This is a genomic window from Pseudomonas capsici, from assembly GCF_017165765.1.
Classification (GTDB): domain Bacteria; phylum Pseudomonadota; class Gammaproteobacteria; order Pseudomonadales; family Pseudomonadaceae; genus Aquipseudomonas; species Aquipseudomonas capsici.
Genome location: NZ_JAFGZD010000005.1, coordinates 53,943 through 70,816 on the forward strand (window position 1 = coordinate 53,943; position 16,874 = coordinate 70,816).

The window sequence follows — 16,874 nt, forward strand, 5'->3', positions numbered from 1 at the left end:
TAAGTATTCATTTCGTCATTTCGCATAATGTTGAATCGATAGGAGATTTACCATGAGCAACAAAACCATTTATGTACAGGCCGGTGGTGGCTACGACCGAGTGATCGTTGGCGACAGCGGAGTACTGGCACCCAAGGCCGGTGAAATCACCGTGCGCCTGCACGCCAACTCCCTCAACTATCACGACTTCGCGGTGGTCAGCGGCATGTGGGGGCCCAGCGAGTCGCGCATTCCCATGGCCGACGGTGCGGGCGTGGTCACTGCGGTGGGCGAGGGCGTCGACGAGTTCAAGGTCGGCGATTCGGTGGTCAGCACCTTCTTCCCGGACTGGATCAGCGGCGAGCCGCTGGTTGAAGGCTTTGTGACCGTTCCGGGCGATGGTATCGATGGCTATGCCCGTGAGCAGGTCACGGCACGCGCCACGTCCTTCACTCACGCCCCGATCGGCTATACCCACGCCGAAGCCTCGACCCTGACCACCGCCGGTCTGACCGCCTGGCGTGCGCTGATGGTCGATGGCGGCCTCAAGGCTGGCGATACCGTACTGGTTCAAGGCACTGGCGGCGTATCGATCTTTGCCCTGCAGTTCGCCAAGATGGCCGGCGCCACCGTGATCGCCACGTCCTCCAGCGACGAGAAACTCGAGCGTCTGCGCGAACTGGGCGCCGATCACCTGATCAACTATCGCAAGGACAGCAACTGGGGTGAAACCGCTCGCGCACTGACCGGTGGCCGTGGCGTCGATCACATCATCGAAGTCGGCGGCCCTTCGACTCTGGAGCAGTCGATGAACGCTGCGCGGGTCGGTGGCCATATTTCGGTGATCGGCATCCTGACCGGCGTAACCGGGGAGCTGGCAATTGTCCCGGCGCTGGTCAAGCAACTGCGTCTGCAAGGCGTACTGGTGGGCAGCCGTAGTCAGCAGCAAGACATGATTCGAGCGATCAACGCCAACGGCATGCGTCCGGTCATGGACCGCTCGTTCCCGTTGACCGATATCGTCGAAGCATTCCGCTATCAGGAAACCAACCAGCACTTCGGCAAGATCACCCTGGACATCTGATCGGCCTGCACAGGAAGAGGCCTCAGGCGTAGGTCTCTTCCAGGGCACTGAGCTGTTCTTCGATGGTCGCCATGATGGTTTCCCAGTCGGCCTGGGTTCTCTGCCAGGTTTCTCCCTGATGCACATAGAGAAAGTCCACGACGGAATATGTCATCTTGCCCTTGCCCACGGCTCCGAATGCTTCGGCACTCAGCGCCCGGGCCAGCATCTCGAGTTCGGCGGCATGGTTCAGCCAGCGCCAGTGATGCTTGATCACCACCTTGTCCAGCAGAATGCACTGCTTCTTGAACGCTTTCAGCGCCTGTCCCAATGGACTGGCACTGAGCAATGAATCGATCTGACGCGGATCATTACCGGCTTTCAGCTCGGCATTCGGGCCGAAGAACCATTCGTTGAACCCGATCTCGATCTCCCGGAACGCCACACTGGCATCCCAGATGACCCCCAACGCTTTGTGCTGACGCACATCCCGCTTCCAGGCCCCATAAGCCTTGAACGCAACCCCCGCGATACCGATGATCGCCAGCGTCTCTACCAGAGAAGAAGCCGAATAAATCACAAACCAGGCATCCACGGCCCGCACAGGACTGGCACCGGAAGCCGCACTGTAATAAGTCGCCGCAACCACCACCATCAACGCAAAACAGGCACTGTAGAACCCGAAGGCATAAGGGTCTTTCATTATTATTCTTGTCCCCATCAGTCAAGTTGGTCAGAGCATCAACCGCTTAAATGATGGGGTTGAGGGTAGTTGAGAGTGGGGGTGTTTGCTGCTGAGAGAACCGAGGGGATGGGGCGGGAGAAGGGGCCCTGTCCGCGAGCAACCGACGAAGCACCTCGGCAATAGACGTTTTGCCACAATTGTTCCGCCCTACAATCAAAGTGGTTCCAGCTTCAAGCCCAAGACGGACGTCTCGAAGCAGCCTGAATTCTGAATTACAACGCGCTCGATCTGCATGATCTCCCTACCGTGAAATCGTATGGCCACCAATGTAGATGTAAAGGCAGGGTAGCCAATACTGATTCAAAAATGCACTCTGACGTCTGACGATTGAAGTTCTATCGGCCCCAACCACACATACGGTTCTACCGGAAATGACTAGGAAAACTCGCCATGGTACGTCCAAGCCCAGCCATTGATCTGGACAGCGGCAATAGAAGGACGCTGCTGGTTTTAGCGTCCGTAAGATCAACATAATTTCTCGAAACGAGCTCAGCAACCACTCTGATCCTGATGGGCCTTCCAGGTTGAACTCCATAGATGAATACCACACGTGACGATTTTCCAAAAAGAACCAAGAGCGACCTGGCCCTACGGGCAAGCTATCAATGCTCCTTGTGCAAAGCGTCAACAGTAGGGCCCAGCGACGAAGCCTCAAATGCTGTAACGATGATCGGCGTAGCTGCTCATATCGCTGCAGCTGCATCGGGCTCAGGCGCACGCCGCTATGACCACTCGATGAGTCCTGAGCAACGTGGATCAATAGATAATGGGATTTGGCTGTGCGCCAGTTGTAGCGTTCTGATCGACAGGGATGAAGCCCGATTCTCAACAGAACATCTTCATGAGCTGAAGCGCAGCCACGAGGCCTCAAGACGCCTTCAGGGACAAGGTGATGTGAATCGGGACGACATCATCGCTATCGGCCCCAGTCTGATAGCGTTAGGGTCGGTACTACGATTCGGCCCAGACGGATGCCGGTTTCGAATTTCTCACTTCCTACAAGGAAGCATCCGAGAGCTGTGGGCACTGAGCGTGGATTTTGGCAAATGGCCAGATGACAATCGGTACGTCCTTTCAAATGAACTGGGATATGGGGGGCTGCTTTCCCAACCGCCTGCAATTGAGCGAACTGAGTTTGGGCACGAGGTCACAGTCCAAATCCAAACTGTCACAGATCGTCTCGATGCAATGAGCATCAAAACCATGTGCCGCGAGACTGGCAGGATACTAGATGGCCTGGAAGCGATAGAGTCACTATTTAGCAACGTTCTAGGTTTGGCTCATGGCGCTTGGTTTATGGACCTCCAGAGCGGTAGCTTCATCTCTGATTATCACCATAGGTATGCAGACTCCGCGTGGCTTAGCAGGCTCATCATGATGGAGATCATCCGCCTCTCGTTTGTCCCACGAAAATCCAGAGCAGCTAACAAACAAATGGCACCGCTTGCCTGGGTCAAACGCGTCAATAGTGTTGACACTCCGATCTTTGAACTTACCGAGCAATATCTTTCCATTCATGTGGATGTGGAGCTTGAAGGAGCAGGTAACTGGTCGGGGACGCTGCCAGTATTTGTTTATACGCCGGAACAATTGCAGGAAGGTCGGGAGCAAGCGAAGAGAAACGCGCTCATGATTCGCCCTACTGTAAATCACGGCCTCGTACAGATCGTGTCTACTGAGGGAAAGGCATTTCAGACCGTTCCTCCACGCACGAATTGATCACGGAAAAAGCCGTCCAAGCCCAGCCCTTGTGCTGACCGAGGTGTAGAACGAGCAACGAACTGATAGGAACCCCGCAATGCCTGATACCACCCGAAAGCAACGCGATGTCTATGCCGACGTGCGTGAGTCATTGGAAGAGGAAGGCTACACCTTGGGCGACATGCTGGCCCAGGTGGATATCCGTGAAGCCCTGTCGTTGATAGCTGCTGAAGAGGAGCGGCTAACCGCTCTCGCTAGGATCTGGCCGTATGGCTTGATGAGGCCGACGAAGAGGTTGAACTGGACGCCGACTACGCCTCGCACGGATGATGACTAACAGAAAGGAAAGAGCGATGCCCACGAACGAAATGCTCAGAAGCACATGGATAGCTGCCGGCTACAAATCGGATATGGGCAGCGCGATTGCTGGCCGTCCACCAGCGGACGGCTCTAAGATCCGCCTGTATAACCTTACCAGCGTCAAACACGCTATCAGCAACATCGAAAATCGCCGCATCAAGGTATCTCGCTTTGCGGATCTGAATGATCCCTTCGAGCTGCTTGCCGCGAATTTCAAAGAACACAAAACTCGCCAGGTAGTAAGAAATTGGAAGGATAAAAACCATTCTCAAATGGGCTTACTGTGCTTCGCCGGAGACTGGTCAGAACCAGTGATGTGGAGCCATTACGCAAACAAGCACGAAGGTATTTGTTTAGGTTTTGACGTCTGCCGTAGCCAGATTCACAAAGTCAGCTACCAGGACAAACGCATTCTCGCCGCGCTCAGCACAACTCCAGACCCAGAACAGTTGAGTGAGGAACTACAACAAAAGTTGTTATGCACCAAGTCTGCGGGATGGCGCTATGAGGAGGAATACCGTCAATTTGTGAGCTTGGATAGTGCACATGCTGACGGCCAGTTTCACTTCTGGCCTATTGGAAGCGATATTCAGTTGAGAGAGGTCATACTTGGCGCTCTGTGCGAGCAGCCCGTTGAGTCGGTAAGACAGAAGGTTGCACGGCATTTTCCTGATGCTGTTGTCTTCAAAGCCAGGCTAGCCTTTCAGTCCTTCAAGATTGTGCCCGACGCGCGTACGGTCACTTAACGCAATGATACGACCAGCAACGTTAAGGGCGATAAATCAGCTGTCCCCTTCCAGCTCCACGAAAAACGGAAACGTATCGTTACGCTCGCCACTTGCCTTAGAGATATCTCATGAGTCAAAAAATATTCCTCAGTCACAATCATTTTGACAAGCCAATAGTTGAGCCGGTAGCACTCAGGCTCGCGGAGATCTTCGGGGAATCGGAGGTTTTTTATGATTCCTGGTCGATTCGTCCCGGTGACGGAATTATCGACCAAATGAACAAGGGGCTGGAGGCTCCTGAATACGTTTTCTTTTTCGTTTCAGCAAAGAGCCTTGGCAGTCAGATGGTCAAGCTTGAGTGGCAGAATGCGCTGCATGCTGCCACTCGGGGAAAGACCAGAATGATCCCAGTGAGAGTTGACGGCAGTGCAATGCCCGCAATGCTAACTCAAACCTTGTACATCGATATGTTCTCGCTTGGTCTTGAAGCGGCAATTGCTCAGATAGTTAGCGTTACCCAAGGGAGCGCATCGTTTACGCCTCAACATCAAGGATTTTCCAATCTTACGTTCTCGACGGTTAGCGAAGCGGACGGCTCCATAAATCTGAGCATACAGGCCTCTCATCTAATGGAACCTAACCCCAGCTTCCTTTTGGCCACAAGCAATACTGAGGACGAGATCAGTTGGTACATGTCCAATGGCCAAGCGTTTTTTGGGGGCTTTAACAAGAACTTACTCACCGATTCAAATGGAAGCGATGCACATGCCATTTTGTTTCGCACAATAGGCGGAACTATTACCCCAAGCCATCCGCTACGAATCAAGCTAGGCAAAAGGAAGGATGTACCGGTAGTCCTTTTGAGTGTTTTGCACGAATCTGCTGAAAATGAATGGAAGCCGATTCCATTCAAGGCATAAACAAAATCAGCTCATGCCAGCAGGTATTTAGTGAGCAGGAAAAAGTCATGAGGAAACCAAGCGTGAGTGATGAGCAGCTTTTAAACTGCCGTCACTGAAGAGTTAGAGAGAGGGTTCATCGTTCCAGGCCTCCGCGCCAAAGCGTTCGCTGAGGCAAATGGGGTAGAAACCCACGCACAAGCGCTTTATTTGAAATACCGCGTTGCTCAGCTTGTTCAGCAAGAGAGTGACGCTCGACGGAGTGAAATAGAGAAACAAGCGCTTCGCAAAGATCAGGAACGGGCGGCGGATTTAGCCGTACAAGCTGCAAAAGCAAAGGCCTAGGGGCTTACATCAGTTCATTTTATTCTGCTCGGGCTTCTCTGCTTGGTTTTCGCTCTGATCATTTGGAAGTTGTTAGGAAAGATTACATGAAAACCAGTTGTTGAGTGTAATGCGCAAGGGGTCAGGGAGGTCAGCTGAAAAATGTCAAACGCGATGCAGCAAATAGACGGTCGGATCCATGCAATGACGTATGGGCACACCCTCGATTTTTCGCGAGAAGATGGAGGTGAAGTATGGACATCAGTGATCAGAGGCAAAAGCAGACCGTGACTGCCCTGTGGCTATATCCATAGCTCACAATCTTTCCTTTAGATTGATGAGGCGTTTGTCTTCACTGGCGTATAGGCAGCTCAGAGAAGCTGAACCAAACCCCCTCCTACGAAGTTACGCGGCGGCAAGCCAACTCATTCGCGAAATACATTCAAAGCCAACCCTGCACAAACCTTCTAGACTTCCCATCCCCCATGCGCGATAACACTCTTCCATATCCCCTTGTTTGCCCATAAGCCTGCCATGACTCAGAGCAACTGGATCAATCTTGCTCAGGACCGCGATACCGGTATCGAGACGCTGCATGCGCATTTCGAGGGGAATGCCCATGCCTATGATCCCCACTGGCATGACAGTTATCTGGTGGGTGTCACGGAGCAGGGGGTTCAGCAGTTTCATTGCCGGCAGCAACGTTATGCCAGTACGCCGGGTCAGGTGTTCATGCTGGAGCCGGGTGAGATTCATGATGGGGATGCGCCCAGCGCCGATGGTTTCACGTATCGGATGCTGTACCTCGACCCGCACTGGATCGCCCGCGAATTGCCCTCGCTGTTTGAAGAGGCACCGGATGGCTATCAACTGGGGTTCACCGATACGCTGACCAGCGATTCACGACTGACCAATGCCACCCTCTTTGCATTTTCCGCACTGCACGGGCAGGAAACCCGATTGTTCCGGCAAAGCGCTCTCGATGGGTTGCTGGAGCGGCTGACCAGCAATCTGCGCTGGCGGCTTCGGCAGAGTCAGGACCCACGCCTGCCGCAGGTGGCCTTGCGCGCCCGCGACTATCTGCATGCTCACTTTCGACGCGACCTGGGCCTGGATGAACTGGCCCAGGTCTGCGGTGTGGATCGCTTTCGTCTGAGTCGCGCCTTCAAGTCGGCATTTGGCCTGCCACCGCATGCGTATCTGGTGCAACTGCGTCTGGCTCAGGCTCGCAGAATGCTGGCCGCAGGCGCATTGCCCGTTCAGGTCGCCAGCGACCTGGGTTTTGCCGATCAGAGTCATCTGGGACGCTGGTTTCTGCGTGCCAACGGCATGACCCCTTCGGCCTACCGCAACCGCTGCACGGATCTTCCAGACTAAAGCCCTGTGTCGGGCGAGCATGAGGGCATCCCGCTTCTGGAGTTGCGCTCATGTTGTCCTTCCTGTTGTTTGCCTTCGTTGCTTCGATTACACCCGGCCCGACCAATATTCTGGTGCTGAGCAACAGTGCCCGGTACGGTCTGCGCGCCAGCCTGCCGATCATTTTCGGGGGCTGCATGGGGGCCGCAGTTCTGGTGTGGCTGGTGGGAACCGGTGTGGGGCGTTCTCTGATGCAGATACCGGGAGCCCATCAGGTGATGGCAACCGTCGGCGTACTCTGGCTGACCTGGCTGGCATGGAAGATTTTCAACAGCGCCAGCACCATCGAACAGGACGACAAGCAGAACCGGCTCGGCTTTATCGGCGCGGCAGGTTTGCAAGTGGTCAACCCCAAGACATGGATGATGGCGCTGGCGGTCGTCAGTGTCTTCAGTCAGGGCACGGTGGTCGATCTGGCGTTGGTGTTCTTCCTGGTATCGCTGCCGTGCATGGCCTGCTGGGCATTACTGGGCCGGGGATCGGCGCGCCTGCTCAAGTCCGGGCAGGCCATGCAGCGATTTAACCGTGGCATGGCGTTGTTGCTGCTGGTATCGGCCTGGGCAGGTTTCCTGCGCTGAGGTCAGCCCTCACACCTCGCAACCGCCTCGATTTCGAGCAGATACCCATGATGCAAGACCGGCACGGGCACCACGGCGCGGGCCGGGCGATGCTGGCCCAGGCAACGGGCGTAGAGTTGATCGAATGCGGGCCAGTGTTCGATGCCGACGATATAGACGGTGACCTTCAACAGGTCATCGACACCGCTGCCGGCCTTTTCAAGAATCGCCATCAGGTTGCTCAGGGCAATGGCGGCCTGAACCTCGAACGGTTCGTCGACACTGTGGCTGCCATCGGCGCGCACCGGTAACTGGCCGGACACCCACAGCAGGCCTTGATGACGCACGGCTTGTGAATAATGCCCGCCCGGTGCGGCGGCGTTCGGGGTATGGATCGGGACAATCGGTTTACCAGCCATGCAGGCGACTCCAGATTTGCGTTTCGCCATCGGCATCAAGGGCGTGGTAATGGGGAAACTGCGCACCCGTCGCGCAGGCGTGGTTCGGCAGGATGCGCAGGCGGCTGCCAATCGGGAAGAGGGCGGTCAGGTCGCCGCCTGCTGTTTGCAGGGTGACGATGCCGTGTTCCTGATTGGCGCTTTGCAACAGGGCACCGTCGATCCATTGACCGTCTTTCGTACATACCTGGCCATAGGCGAAATCCTGTTGCTGGCGTTGGGTGCCGCGATCGCGGCTCATGGCCATCCAGCCCGAATCGGTAATGATCCAGCCCTTCTCCAGTTGATGGCCAATCACCGTGGTCAGCACGCTCAAGGCCAGCTCATCGGCCTGACACACGCCCACGTTCTGCATCACCAGATCGAAGAACACATACACCCCGGCACGTACTTCGGTGACACCCTGCAGGTCGATAGCTGACAGCGCTGTGGGCGTCGAGCCGATGCTTACTTGCGGACACGGCAGACTCGCCGCCCGAATCCGCTCGGCAGCGGCGACGCATTGGTAACGCTCTTGCTCGGCCAGACGTTGCAGGGCTTCGGCGGTGTTCAACTCATAGCTGGAGCCTGCGTGGGTCATGACGCCGACGAGCCGCATACCGCCCTCATGCAGCACCTGCGCAACCTCGATCAGCGCATCGTCGTCGTACTGGATTCCCGAGCGATGACCATCACAGTCGACCTCGATCCACACATTCAGCGCTTCACCCTGTTCCTGGCCAAAGGCGACGATGGCCCGGGCACCGGCGACGCTGTCGGTGATGATGCTCAGCTCGCAGCCCTGACGTTTGAGCGCCAGGGCCTGTGGCAGCTTGCCGGGTGCCATGGCGACGGCGTAGAGAATGTCGCTGATCCCGGCTGCAAAGCAGTGCTCGGCTTCTTTCAGGGTCGACACCGTGACACCTCGGGCACCCGCCGCGATCTGCGCCTCGATAACCGGCAGGCATTTGCTGGTTTTGACATGCGGGCGCAGACGAACGCCAAGACCGTCCATGCGTTGCTGCATGCGCTGGATATTGCGCTGCATTCTGGCCACATCGATGATCGCGGCAGGTGTTTCAAGGCTGGAGAGGAAGTGGGGCATGTTCGTTTCTCGAATAACGGCTGATGGTCCTCACTCTACTGATCGATCGTAAATCCATGGTTAAATCGAGTGTCATTTATGATTAAGTAAAATTGAATGATCACCATCGAAGACCTGCGTCTGGCCGTGACCCTGGCGCGCTCCGAATCCCTGAGCGCAGCCGCCAGAACTCTCAATGTTTCGCCGCCTGCGTTGTCCATGCGCCTGCGCAAGCTGGAGGCCTTGCTGGGTTCCGCCTTGGCCAGTCGGGATGCCCGACGCCTGAGCCTGACGGCGGAAGGCGAACGTTTTGCCCGGGAAAGTGCGGCCTTGCTGGAGCGTCTGGAAGCACTGCCCGAGTCTTTCAAACAGCCTGACGATCAACTGACTGGCACCCTGCGACTCGCCGCACCTTTCGGTTACGGCCGCCAACGCATTGCGCCCCTGCTGGCCCGTTTTGCGAAACTGCATCCGGGGTTGCGCCTGCACCTGGATCTGCGTGAAACACCTTGGCCGGATCGTCATGACAGCGATGCCGTGATTCACATTGGCAGCATCAGTGACAGCTCATGGGTGGCCCGCACGCTGGTGCAAAACGAACGTTGGCTGTGTGCCAGCCCGCAGTACCTGAAAACCCATGGCGTGCCTCAGAGCCCTGGCGAACTGGCGAATCATCGCTGCATCTGTATTCGCGAGAACGAAGAAGACGTCACGCTCTGGCACCTGCGCAAACAGAGCGCCCGGCATACCGTGCGCATCGAGCCCGTCATGCTCTGCAACGATGGCAGCGTTGCCCGGCGCTGGGCCGAGCAGGATCAAGGGCTGGTCCTGCGATCCGAGTGGGATGTGAGCGACGCCATTCAGAGCGGTGCCCTGGTCCGGGTCCTGGCAGACTGGTCGTTCGAGAGCGCACCGATTCTGTTGCTGGTGCCGTCACGCAAACATCGCAGTGCGCGGATGCAGGCGTTGGTGGGATTTCTTGAGGCGTCGTTGAGGTGAGGCATCCTGATCGTCAGATGCTTGCTGACGATCAGGCTATGGATATTCGTGGTGGGTTAAAGATCTTTCTTCACTTCCTTGTCCACATGCTTGTCCGCCTTGTGGCGCTCCTCATCATCGTGCTTGAGGCCCTTATCAACTTCCTTGGCGTCGTGTTTGGCGCCTTTGTCGACTTCCTTGGCATCATGCTCGACGCCCTTGTCCAGTTCACGATTGTCGTGCCGGACGCCTTTTTCCAGTTCGTTTTCCGCAAGAACCGGGCTTGCGAAGCTGCCCAACAACAGCGTTGCAGCGAATGTCGCCATCACTAGCTTCTTCATAGACTTCTCCATTTTCTGAACGGCCGTCCCTTCATGGGGCGATCAGGTTCAACGATAGACCAGCCAGGAATAACGAGTGGGCGTTTTGTCCGGATGTTCAATCATGGATGAAGCCTGCAATCTCCTGTGCCAGTTTCCGCGCATATTCCGGGTTATGGCGAAACCAGGCCGAAACAGCATGATCGCATCCGGGCAGTACATGCTTTCTGAAAGCGTGAGGGCGCAGGTTTTTCTCGATAGCCTCGATCACTTCATAAGGAATCGGGCTATTGATGATGCGCTCGTGCGGTGTGCCCCGATCTATCGTTACTGTTCCGGCTGATGTTCCCGCCACTTTGCCCACGGCTGTGGATTCAAGCCCATCGAACTCTCCGATAACCAGCATCAGTTCTCCCTCGAACTTATTCAGGAATTCAAGGGACGACGAATCGAGAAAGTTATACGGAACTGAAATGGCGCTTTTGAACGGCTCGCCAAATGGCTGTTGATAAGCGGCATCCGAATACAGGGCCGGACAGAAAAGTATGATCTTTCTGACGCTGGCTTTATGTGCTTCAGCCACTTTCAGAGCCAGTGCTCCGCCCAGGCTGTGGCCGATCACCGTGTCGAGATGTGTGCCCAGGCAACTGGCAAACCGCAGGGCTTCTTGCAGGTTATTGCCCAGGGAAGTGTCTGCCAGCGGGATATCGGTTGTCGTGTTATGCCCCGAAAGATTGAAGCTCAGGCTGGCAACGCCCGACGCCTGCAAAGGATAGAGAATGCCATTCAGTTTGCTGTAGTCCGAGCGGGCACCATGAATGGCCAGCACCTTTGGGAATGCATCTGGCGATGTGGAGTTTTCGAGAAGTCGGCCTTCAAGTTCATAACCCTCGAAGGCTTGGGAAAAATAGCGGGCAGGACCTGTCGGCGTTTCATCGAACTGCAACCGGGAGCGAACTCGAGAGCTGTTGGATAACGCCGACAGATTGATCATAACGAAGCCAGTGTGTGCATGAAGGCAAGTCGCAACGGGTTGGTTTCCACGCTCAACAGTTTAATGGCCAGCGCGCAGCACACCACCACCAACATGGGTTTGATCAATCGTGGCCCGACCCGCACAGCGGCCCGCGCGCCCAGTTGCGCGCCAGCAAAAGCCGCCAATGCCATGGCAATCGCTATCGGCCAGACAATCACGCCTTTGGTGATGAAGACCGACAAGGAACCCAGATTGCAGGACGCATTCGCCAGTTTGGTAAAACTCATGGCTCGCATCATGCCCAGCCCGCAGAGCAATACGAAACCGACAATAAAGAACGAACCGACCCCGGGGCCAAATATACCGTCGTAAAAACCCAGGGCAGGTGCCACGGTAAAAGAGAACAACAGAATGCCGATTCGTTTCCGGCGATCTTCATTGCCGATCTTTGGCGAGAATGCAAAATAAAGCGCAACCAGAATCAGCATCACCGGCACGCAGACTTCCAGATAGCGTTTGTCGATAGAACTGACCAGCAATGCACCACTGGCACCGCCGATAAACCCACAGAGCACCAGAAAGCGACTTTCCCGCCATTCAATCATGCCTTTGCGGGCAAAAGTGATCGTTGCCGAAACGGTGGCCGAGGCGGCCTGAAACTTGTTCGTGGCAATTGCACTGATAGGGTCGACGCCCGCGAGAAACAGGGCCGGCAAAGTGATCAGCCCGCCACCTCCGGCAATCGCATCGAAAAAACCGGCGCAAAAAGCCACAAGCGCCAACATGCCAATCAAATCCCAGGCCATTACATTTCCTCATTACCCATACAGGCCAGCCATCTGCATGGCTGGCCGTTCAAGACACCCGACAAAACCGGGTGCAACGCAATCAACCACGCAACAACAGCGGGTCTTCTGAAATAACCAGAGGGGCAGAGAACTTGGACATGCCAAATATCCGCACCAATACTCGTCGGTTGTCCTTGATGACATCCCGACAATGCAAGGCCCGAATGTTATTGATGACCATTGCCGATTCCTGAGTCAGTACATACTCATGAGGCGTGGCTTCTTTAATGCCTTCGCACAGTGCGGAGTAGGCCTTTTTCACGAAGGGCGAAGCGTTTTCATTGACTGAAAAACGATACGAGTTGAAGCGGGCTGCGAAGCCGACTTTATTGTCGAACTCCAGAATCGACACCCCGCGACCGTCTTCGCCTTTACCACTGACAAAAGAGTCACTGCGGGTGAACTGGAAGCTGCCGGTCGTCAGTGCCAGGCAATTAGTGACGCCGATCTTGTCCAGTACAGGCGGGAGTGGAATGACGGTAGTCGGCTCCTGGCTCGGGTTCCACAGGGCCGAAAGGATCAGCGAAGACGGCGAGGGCGAATGCCCGTCCCGAGCGCTCACGGCACACCAGTAAGGGGCTTCGGTATGAGGCCCGAGCGCCAGACCCGAATGGGAACTCAGTTCCTTGACCTCTGGCTCGGCTGCGATTCTGGTCAGGCCACCGCCTTTGAAGTTTGCGACCAGACGAACCAGTTTTCCTTCGTTGTCCATGTCATAGGCAAAGGAACTGTTATCCACCAGTTTCAACAGGATCTGGTTACGGGCGGCCATGCACAGCACGTCGTACCGATCTTCCAGCGCTGCCAGCTCCGGCAGTTCATCGGGAGGGCAATCATTGCTGATCTTTTGCAGGCCTTCGAATATCAGCAGCGAGATAAGGCCATCGGAGTAGGCAAGCAGAAGTTCTGATTGCTCTTTCGACATCGAGAACTTCAACTCGGTGGCCGCGACGGAAGCCTTGGCCCTTGCACCCGCCGCCTGCGGCCCGCCCATGGCCGCCAACTCTTCGCAGAACCCATGCAGCAGTTTTGACTGCTGAGCATCAAAGCTGAACGTTCTGACTTCCTGGTGAGCGAGAGAGATAACGGATTCGGTACTTTGTTTTATAGCTGTGGTCATGTGTGACATCCCTGTGGTGCTTTGCACCTTTTTTATTGTTTATAGGCATTGTTTGAACGGCAACGCACAAGGCCTTGCATATCAAACGATGCAGTGCTTCAGGTTGATGCAAATCCATCAAGTTTTTAAAGGCACAGATATACCGTCGGCACTTTAAAAAGCGAAGTGCCTATCAATGCCTGTGCTACGTGCAATACGTAACTCGCATGGATTTTTTCTAGCCTAATCGGAATGCTCGGAGGGAACGGCAGAGCAGGAGCGGCAGTGCAGTAGGTTCTTGAGGGCGCATATATGAAAACCTGGCAGATTTTTTTTATTTTGATTTTCTGTTGCGAGTCTTTCGAAGTGGATCGGAAATATTGAAATTTCCCGGGGCAGATAATGACCCACTGAAAAACGCGCAGAGATTAACATCAAAATAATGGCCAGCAAATTATTTTGATAAGGCTGTACCCTTGGCGCGTGATAGGAGCATGTCATGCAAGGGATATTGGGTGCCTGTTGCTTGTAGGCTTTGTACGAAATGTATCTGCGCTCGATGATGCTGCGTTAAAAACAGGCTCGGAATGCTCATTTACACCAGTAAAGTCGGGCGCGACTCCGACCGTTCCTCGCCTGTTTTTGCCTTGCCTCACCTTCGCTCGAAAACATTTCGTACAGAGCCTAGCAACAGGCACTGTCACTCAGGCTATCCCGTTGGGACCGTCGAGCACCTGGCGTACTTTTCTGGCCAGGTCGTGGGGCATGCAGGGCTTGGACACCACTTCAAACTCGGTGCCGCCCAGGTCGGTGCGCTCGATAGAGCTTTCGGCATAACCCGTGGTCAGCAGCACTTTGATTTTCGGGTAACGCCGTTTCACTTCCCTGGCCAGCATCACACCGTTCATTCCGCCCGGCATGATCAGGTCGGTGAAGAGCAGGTCATAGGTTTCGCCGCTTTCAAAACGCTTCAGCGCTTCGCGGGCATTGAGCACCATGTCGGTGGCGTAGCCGTAATCTTCCAGCACCATCTTTGCCAGTTCCGCGACATCGGGGCGATCTTCGACGATCAGAATGCGCTCGGTGCCGGATTTGCCGGCTGCCGGTTTGGCGTGGTCATGAGCGCTGATGCTGGCATCATCCACCGGGAAGTACAGACGCAAGGTGGTCCCGACATCTTCCTCGGAGTAGATCCGCGCAGCTCCGCCCGACTGCTTGGCAAAGCCATAGACCATCGACAGGCCCAGCCCGGTGCCCTGGCCTTCTTCCTTGGTCGTGAAGAACGGGTCCATGACGCGTTCGCGAATGCTGGCAGGCATGCCGATGCCATTGTCGGTGATCGCAATGCTCACATAACTGCCCGGCAGCAGGCCGTCATAAGAGACGCTGGCCAGATCCTTCACGATGATATTTCGCGTTTCAATGAACACCCGACGGCCTTGCCTGCCAATCAGTGCATCCCGTGCGTTGATCAGGATGTTCAGCAGCGCCACCTCGGCCTGGCTGGGGTCGAGGCGGCAATTGTAAAGGGCGGGTTCAAGATCGTATTCAACCGGCACTTCTGCGCCGAAAGTACGCTCGATCAACGCCTCCATGCCAGTGATCACCTGATTGAGGTTCAACACCCGGCCTTGCAGCTTCTGCTTGCGGGCAAAGGCCAGGAGCTGTTTGGTCAGGGTGCTGGCGCGGTCAACGGCCGACTTGGCGTGCTCGACGCTTCGTTTGATGCGGGGCACATCAATGCTGGTTTTGTCGGTCGCAGAGTCGATCAGACCGATATAGCCTCCCATGACTTGCAGCAGGTTGTTGAAGTCATGGGCAATCCCGCCGGTCAACTGACCCAGGGCTTCCATTTTCTGCGCCTGACGCAAGGCATCTTCGGCGTCACGACGGCGGCTGACATCCAGTTGGGAGGCGAAGAAGTAAACGAGATCGCCGTTGTCATTGAACACCGGCGACATGAACAGCGCGTTCCAGAACGACGAGCCGTCCTTCTTGTAGTTCAGGATCTCCGTCGCGATGTCTTCCCGGTTCTCGATGGCCTTGCGCAAGGCGGCGACCACTTCGCGATCCGTATCGGGGCCCTGCAGAAAGCGGCAATTGCGGCCCACAATCTCATGGCTTTCATACCCCGTCATCTCGAGAAAGGCATGGTTGGCGAAGATGATCGGATTATCTTCACGGTTGGGGTCCGTGAAGATCATCGGCATCCGGGTGGTTTCGACGGCTGCGAAAAAGATGTCTTTTTGTGGATGAGAGATATCACCCGTTACCAGATTGTCCACCCGGACTTTACTATCGCTCACGCACACGTCCTCTACGCTCGGCCACATCAGTGAACCATATGAGCGTTATCTTACCTGTTCGGTTCCGGAGGGTTATATAGGGAGGGGGAAAAGAGTGGGGTTGGGAATTTCAGGTTCTCGAGCAATTCGGTTTTTGAGCTGCCTATGCGGCAGTGAAGCCGGACTATCCAGAGCCAGGCCGCGTGCAAGGTTTCTGAGCTGCCTACACGGCAGTGAAGTAGACACTCTGCCCAATAACCCATCGTTTTAAAAGCAAAAACATGGCCAGAGCGCTGTTTTACCCTTTTTTTCGAGACTTTTATAAGTCATTGATTTTAAAAGGGCCTGGAGGGGGCTGAAAAAAGAGGGTCAGAACCCGGCAGGCCTTTGCCAAAAGCCTGCCGGGCACGAAGGTCAATCGCCTTTCACATCACCAGCCGCTTGCCGCTCAAGGCTTCCAGCAGTTTGCGCCATATTCCTCGTCTGGGCTGAGGAGGCACTTCCATCACCACATGGGGCATGTCCCGAAACCGAATCCACGACTCACTGCGCCATTGCAATACGCTCAGGGCGTTGCCGAACCATTGCATCTGATTCAGGCAAGGCTGATCGCCCGTGACAGCGTGCTGCTGATGCAGAATCGGCAATACGTCATGGGTCAGCCAGTGACGCAGGGCGCGATTCTCGGGGATGTAATGATGAACCAGCATTGCAAACACGCCGGACTCACTGACCAGAATGCATTTCTCCCAACGGCCATGGGCATGCAGCCAGGCGGTGCGACGTTGATCGGGGTCGAGCTTGAGGGTGGCGCGTTCGTCTAGCTGTTTGCCCATCAGGCGCGCAAGGTCTGACAGGCAAAACCAGGCCTGGGCGTCACACATGACGGCACGCAAGGCGCGGTGATGGCGTTGGAATACGTGGGCTTCAAATTGGTCTGTGCAGGGCGCAGAGGGATTGAGGGTGTACATCGGCGTAGCTCCTGGATAGTGGAAGCTGCCAAGCGACGTCGTCAAACGAATGGGTGGCAGCTGTGCGAAGGTTGACGAACCGGTATCCAGGAAACCGGCAGACC

Annotated in this window: 18 protein-coding genes; 8 read left to right on the forward strand and 10 right to left on the reverse strand. The window is 55.6% G+C overall.

What is annotated here, in order from left to right; all coding sequences use genetic code 11:
• The first annotated feature begins 52 nt into the window (after positions 1-52).
• Positions 53-1,063: a zinc-dependent alcohol dehydrogenase family protein gene (locus JSY17_RS08455; protein ID WP_206400731.1), complete on the forward strand. Its 1,011-nt coding sequence runs from the start codon at positions 53-55 to the stop codon at positions 1,061-1,063.
• Positions 1,064-1,085: 22 nt separating this feature from the next.
• Here the strand turns inward: JSY17_RS08455 and JSY17_RS08460 are convergent, their stop codons facing one another.
• Together JSY17_RS08460 and JSY17_RS25635 are read right to left on the reverse strand one after the other, a co-directional pair.
• Positions 1,086-1,745: a hypothetical protein gene (locus JSY17_RS08460; RefSeq protein ID WP_117186399.1), complete on the reverse strand. Its 660-nt coding sequence runs from the start codon at positions 1,743-1,745 to the stop codon at positions 1,086-1,088.
• Positions 1,746-1,791: 46 nt separating this feature from the next.
• Positions 1,792-1,944, reverse strand: a complete 153-nt coding sequence (locus tag JSY17_RS25635; RefSeq protein ID WP_232849353.1) for an ATP-binding protein — start codon at positions 1,942-1,944, stop codon at positions 1,792-1,794.
• Positions 1,945-2,324: 380 nt separating this feature from the next.
• On the opposite strand from JSY17_RS25635, the gene JSY17_RS08470 reads away from it, so the two are divergent.
• The 6 genes from JSY17_RS08470 to JSY17_RS08495 all read left to right on the forward strand — a co-directional run bounded on the left by JSY17_RS08470 (position 2,325) and on the right by JSY17_RS08495 (position 7,793).
• Complete coding sequence (locus tag JSY17_RS08470; protein WP_232849354.1) at positions 2,325-3,506, forward strand: hypothetical protein; 1,182 nt, start codon at positions 2,325-2,327, stop codon at positions 3,504-3,506.
• A 79-nt stretch (positions 3,507-3,585) separates the two neighbouring features.
• Complete coding sequence (locus JSY17_RS08475) at positions 3,586-3,825, forward strand: hypothetical protein (RefSeq protein ID WP_206400732.1); 240 nt, start codon at positions 3,586-3,588, stop codon at positions 3,823-3,825.
• Between the two features lie 16 nt (positions 3,826-3,841).
• A complete protein-coding gene (locus tag JSY17_RS08480) occupies positions 3,842-4,594 on the forward strand; it encodes a DUF2971 domain-containing protein (RefSeq protein WP_206400733.1) in 753 nt (250 codons plus the stop codon).
• Between the two features lie 110 nt (positions 4,595-4,704).
• Positions 4,705-5,496, forward strand: a complete 792-nt coding sequence (locus JSY17_RS08485; protein ID WP_206400734.1) for a toll/interleukin-1 receptor domain-containing protein — start codon at positions 4,705-4,707, stop codon at positions 5,494-5,496.
• A gap of 837 nt (positions 5,497-6,333) precedes the next feature.
• On the forward strand, positions 6,334-7,176 hold the full coding sequence (locus JSY17_RS08490) for an AraC family transcriptional regulator (protein ID WP_206400735.1): 843 nt from the start codon (positions 6,334-6,336) through the stop codon (positions 7,174-7,176).
• Positions 7,177-7,226: 50 nt separating this feature from the next.
• A complete protein-coding gene (locus JSY17_RS08495) occupies positions 7,227-7,793 on the forward strand; it encodes a LysE family translocator (RefSeq protein ID WP_117182643.1) in 567 nt (188 codons plus the stop codon).
• Between the two features lie 2 nt (positions 7,794-7,795).
• Here JSY17_RS08495 and JSY17_RS08500 read toward each other — a convergent pair whose 3' ends face one another.
• Both JSY17_RS08500 and JSY17_RS08505 read right to left on the reverse strand, forming a co-directional pair.
• Entirely contained in the window at positions 7,796-8,191 is a 396-nt protein-coding gene (locus tag JSY17_RS08500; protein WP_206400737.1) for a RidA family protein, read from the reverse strand.
• Positions 8,181-9,314, reverse strand: a complete 1,134-nt coding sequence (locus JSY17_RS08505) for a DSD1 family PLP-dependent enzyme (protein ID WP_206400739.1) — start codon at positions 9,312-9,314, stop codon at positions 8,181-8,183. Before JSY17_RS08505 ends, JSY17_RS08500 begins: the two co-directional genes overlap by 11 nt.
• Positions 9,315-9,410: 96 nt before the next feature.
• Here JSY17_RS08505 and JSY17_RS08510 point away from each other — a divergent pair, with 96 nt between their 5' ends.
• Positions 9,411-10,292: a LysR family transcriptional regulator gene (locus JSY17_RS08510; RefSeq protein ID WP_117182646.1), complete on the forward strand. Its 882-nt coding sequence runs from the start codon at positions 9,411-9,413 to the stop codon at positions 10,290-10,292.
• A gap of 56 nt (positions 10,293-10,348) precedes the next feature.
• On the opposite strand, the gene JSY17_RS08515 is transcribed toward JSY17_RS08510, so the two are convergent.
• The 6 genes from JSY17_RS08515 to JSY17_RS08540 all read right to left on the reverse strand — a co-directional run bounded on the left by JSY17_RS08515 (position 10,349) and on the right by JSY17_RS08540 (position 16,770).
• Positions 10,349-10,612, reverse strand: a complete 264-nt coding sequence (locus tag JSY17_RS08515) for a hypothetical protein (RefSeq protein ID WP_117164459.1) — start codon at positions 10,610-10,612, stop codon at positions 10,349-10,351.
• 97 nt (positions 10,613-10,709) lie between these two features.
• Positions 10,710-11,585 (reverse strand): alpha/beta hydrolase, encoded by an 876-nt coding sequence (locus JSY17_RS08520; RefSeq protein WP_206400741.1) that lies wholly within the window; start codon positions 11,583-11,585, stop codon positions 10,710-10,712.
• A complete protein-coding gene (locus JSY17_RS08525) occupies positions 11,582-12,373 on the reverse strand; it encodes a TSUP family transporter (RefSeq protein WP_206400742.1) in 792 nt (263 codons plus the stop codon). The genes JSY17_RS08520 and JSY17_RS08525 overlap by 4 nt, the downstream gene beginning before the upstream one ends.
• A gap of 82 nt (positions 12,374-12,455) precedes the next feature.
• The gene (locus JSY17_RS08530; RefSeq protein WP_206400744.1) at positions 12,456-13,535 is read right to left on the reverse strand and encodes a hypothetical protein; all 1,080 of its coding nucleotides are present in this window, start codon (positions 13,533-13,535) and stop codon (positions 12,456-12,458) included.
• Positions 13,536-14,218: 683 nt separating this feature from the next.
• Positions 14,219-15,820 (reverse strand): hybrid sensor histidine kinase/response regulator, encoded by a 1,602-nt coding sequence (locus JSY17_RS08535; protein WP_122370029.1) that lies wholly within the window; start codon positions 15,818-15,820, stop codon positions 14,219-14,221.
• A 404-nt stretch (positions 15,821-16,224) separates the two neighbouring features.
• Positions 16,225-16,770 carry a BRO-N domain-containing protein gene (locus JSY17_RS08540; protein ID WP_200978139.1) on the reverse strand — a complete coding sequence of 182 codons (546 nt, stop codon included), beginning with the start codon at positions 16,768-16,770 and terminating at the stop codon, positions 16,225-16,227.
• Positions 16,771-16,874 lie beyond the last annotated feature (104 nt).

Bases quoted from the DNA above. Each gene is read 5' to 3' on its own strand.
- JSY17_RS08505 (WP_206400739.1), bottom strand. From the start codon at position 9,314: ATGCCCCACTTCCTCTCCAGCCTTGAAACACCTGCCGCGATCATCGAT.
- JSY17_RS08500 (WP_206400737.1), bottom strand. From the start codon at position 8,191: ATGGCTGGTAAACCGATTGTCCCGATCCATACCCCGAACGCCGCCGCA.
- JSY17_RS08530 (WP_206400744.1), bottom strand. From the start codon at position 13,535: ATGACCACAGCTATAAAACAAAGTACCGAATCCGTTATCTCTCTCGCT.
- JSY17_RS08475 (WP_206400732.1), top strand. From the start codon at position 3,586: ATGCCTGATACCACCCGAAAGCAACGCGATGTCTATGCCGACGTGCGT.
- JSY17_RS08485 (WP_206400734.1), top strand. From the start codon at position 4,705: ATGAGTCAAAAAATATTCCTCAGTCACAATCATTTTGACAAGCCAATA.
- JSY17_RS08460 (WP_117186399.1), bottom strand. From the start codon at position 1,745: ATGAAAGACCCTTATGCCTTCGGGTTCTACAGTGCCTGTTTTGCGTTG.
- JSY17_RS08495 (WP_117182643.1), top strand. From the start codon at position 7,227: ATGTTGTCCTTCCTGTTGTTTGCCTTCGTTGCTTCGATTACACCCGGC.
- JSY17_RS08480 (WP_206400733.1), top strand. From the start codon at position 3,842: ATGCCCACGAACGAAATGCTCAGAAGCACATGGATAGCTGCCGGCTAC.
- JSY17_RS08520 (WP_206400741.1), bottom strand. From the start codon at position 11,585: ATGATCAATCTGTCGGCGTTATCCAACAGCTCTCGAGTTCGCTCCCGG.
- JSY17_RS08455 (WP_206400731.1), top strand. From the start codon at position 53: ATGAGCAACAAAACCATTTATGTACAGGCCGGTGGTGGCTACGACCGA.
- JSY17_RS08510 (WP_117182646.1), top strand. From the start codon at position 9,411: ATGATCACCATCGAAGACCTGCGTCTGGCCGTGACCCTGGCGCGCTCC.
- JSY17_RS08490 (WP_206400735.1), top strand. From the start codon at position 6,334: ATGACTCAGAGCAACTGGATCAATCTTGCTCAGGACCGCGATACCGGT.
- JSY17_RS08470 (WP_232849354.1), top strand. From the start codon at position 2,325: ATGAATACCACACGTGACGATTTTCCAAAAAGAACCAAGAGCGACCTG.
- JSY17_RS08525 (WP_206400742.1), bottom strand. From the start codon at position 12,373: ATGGCCTGGGATTTGATTGGCATGTTGGCGCTTGTGGCTTTTTGCGCC.
- JSY17_RS08540 (WP_200978139.1), bottom strand. From the start codon at position 16,770: ATGTACACCCTCAATCCCTCTGCGCCCTGCACAGACCAATTTGAAGCC.
- JSY17_RS08515 (WP_117164459.1), bottom strand. From the start codon at position 10,612: ATGAAGAAGCTAGTGATGGCGACATTCGCTGCAACGCTGTTGTTGGGC.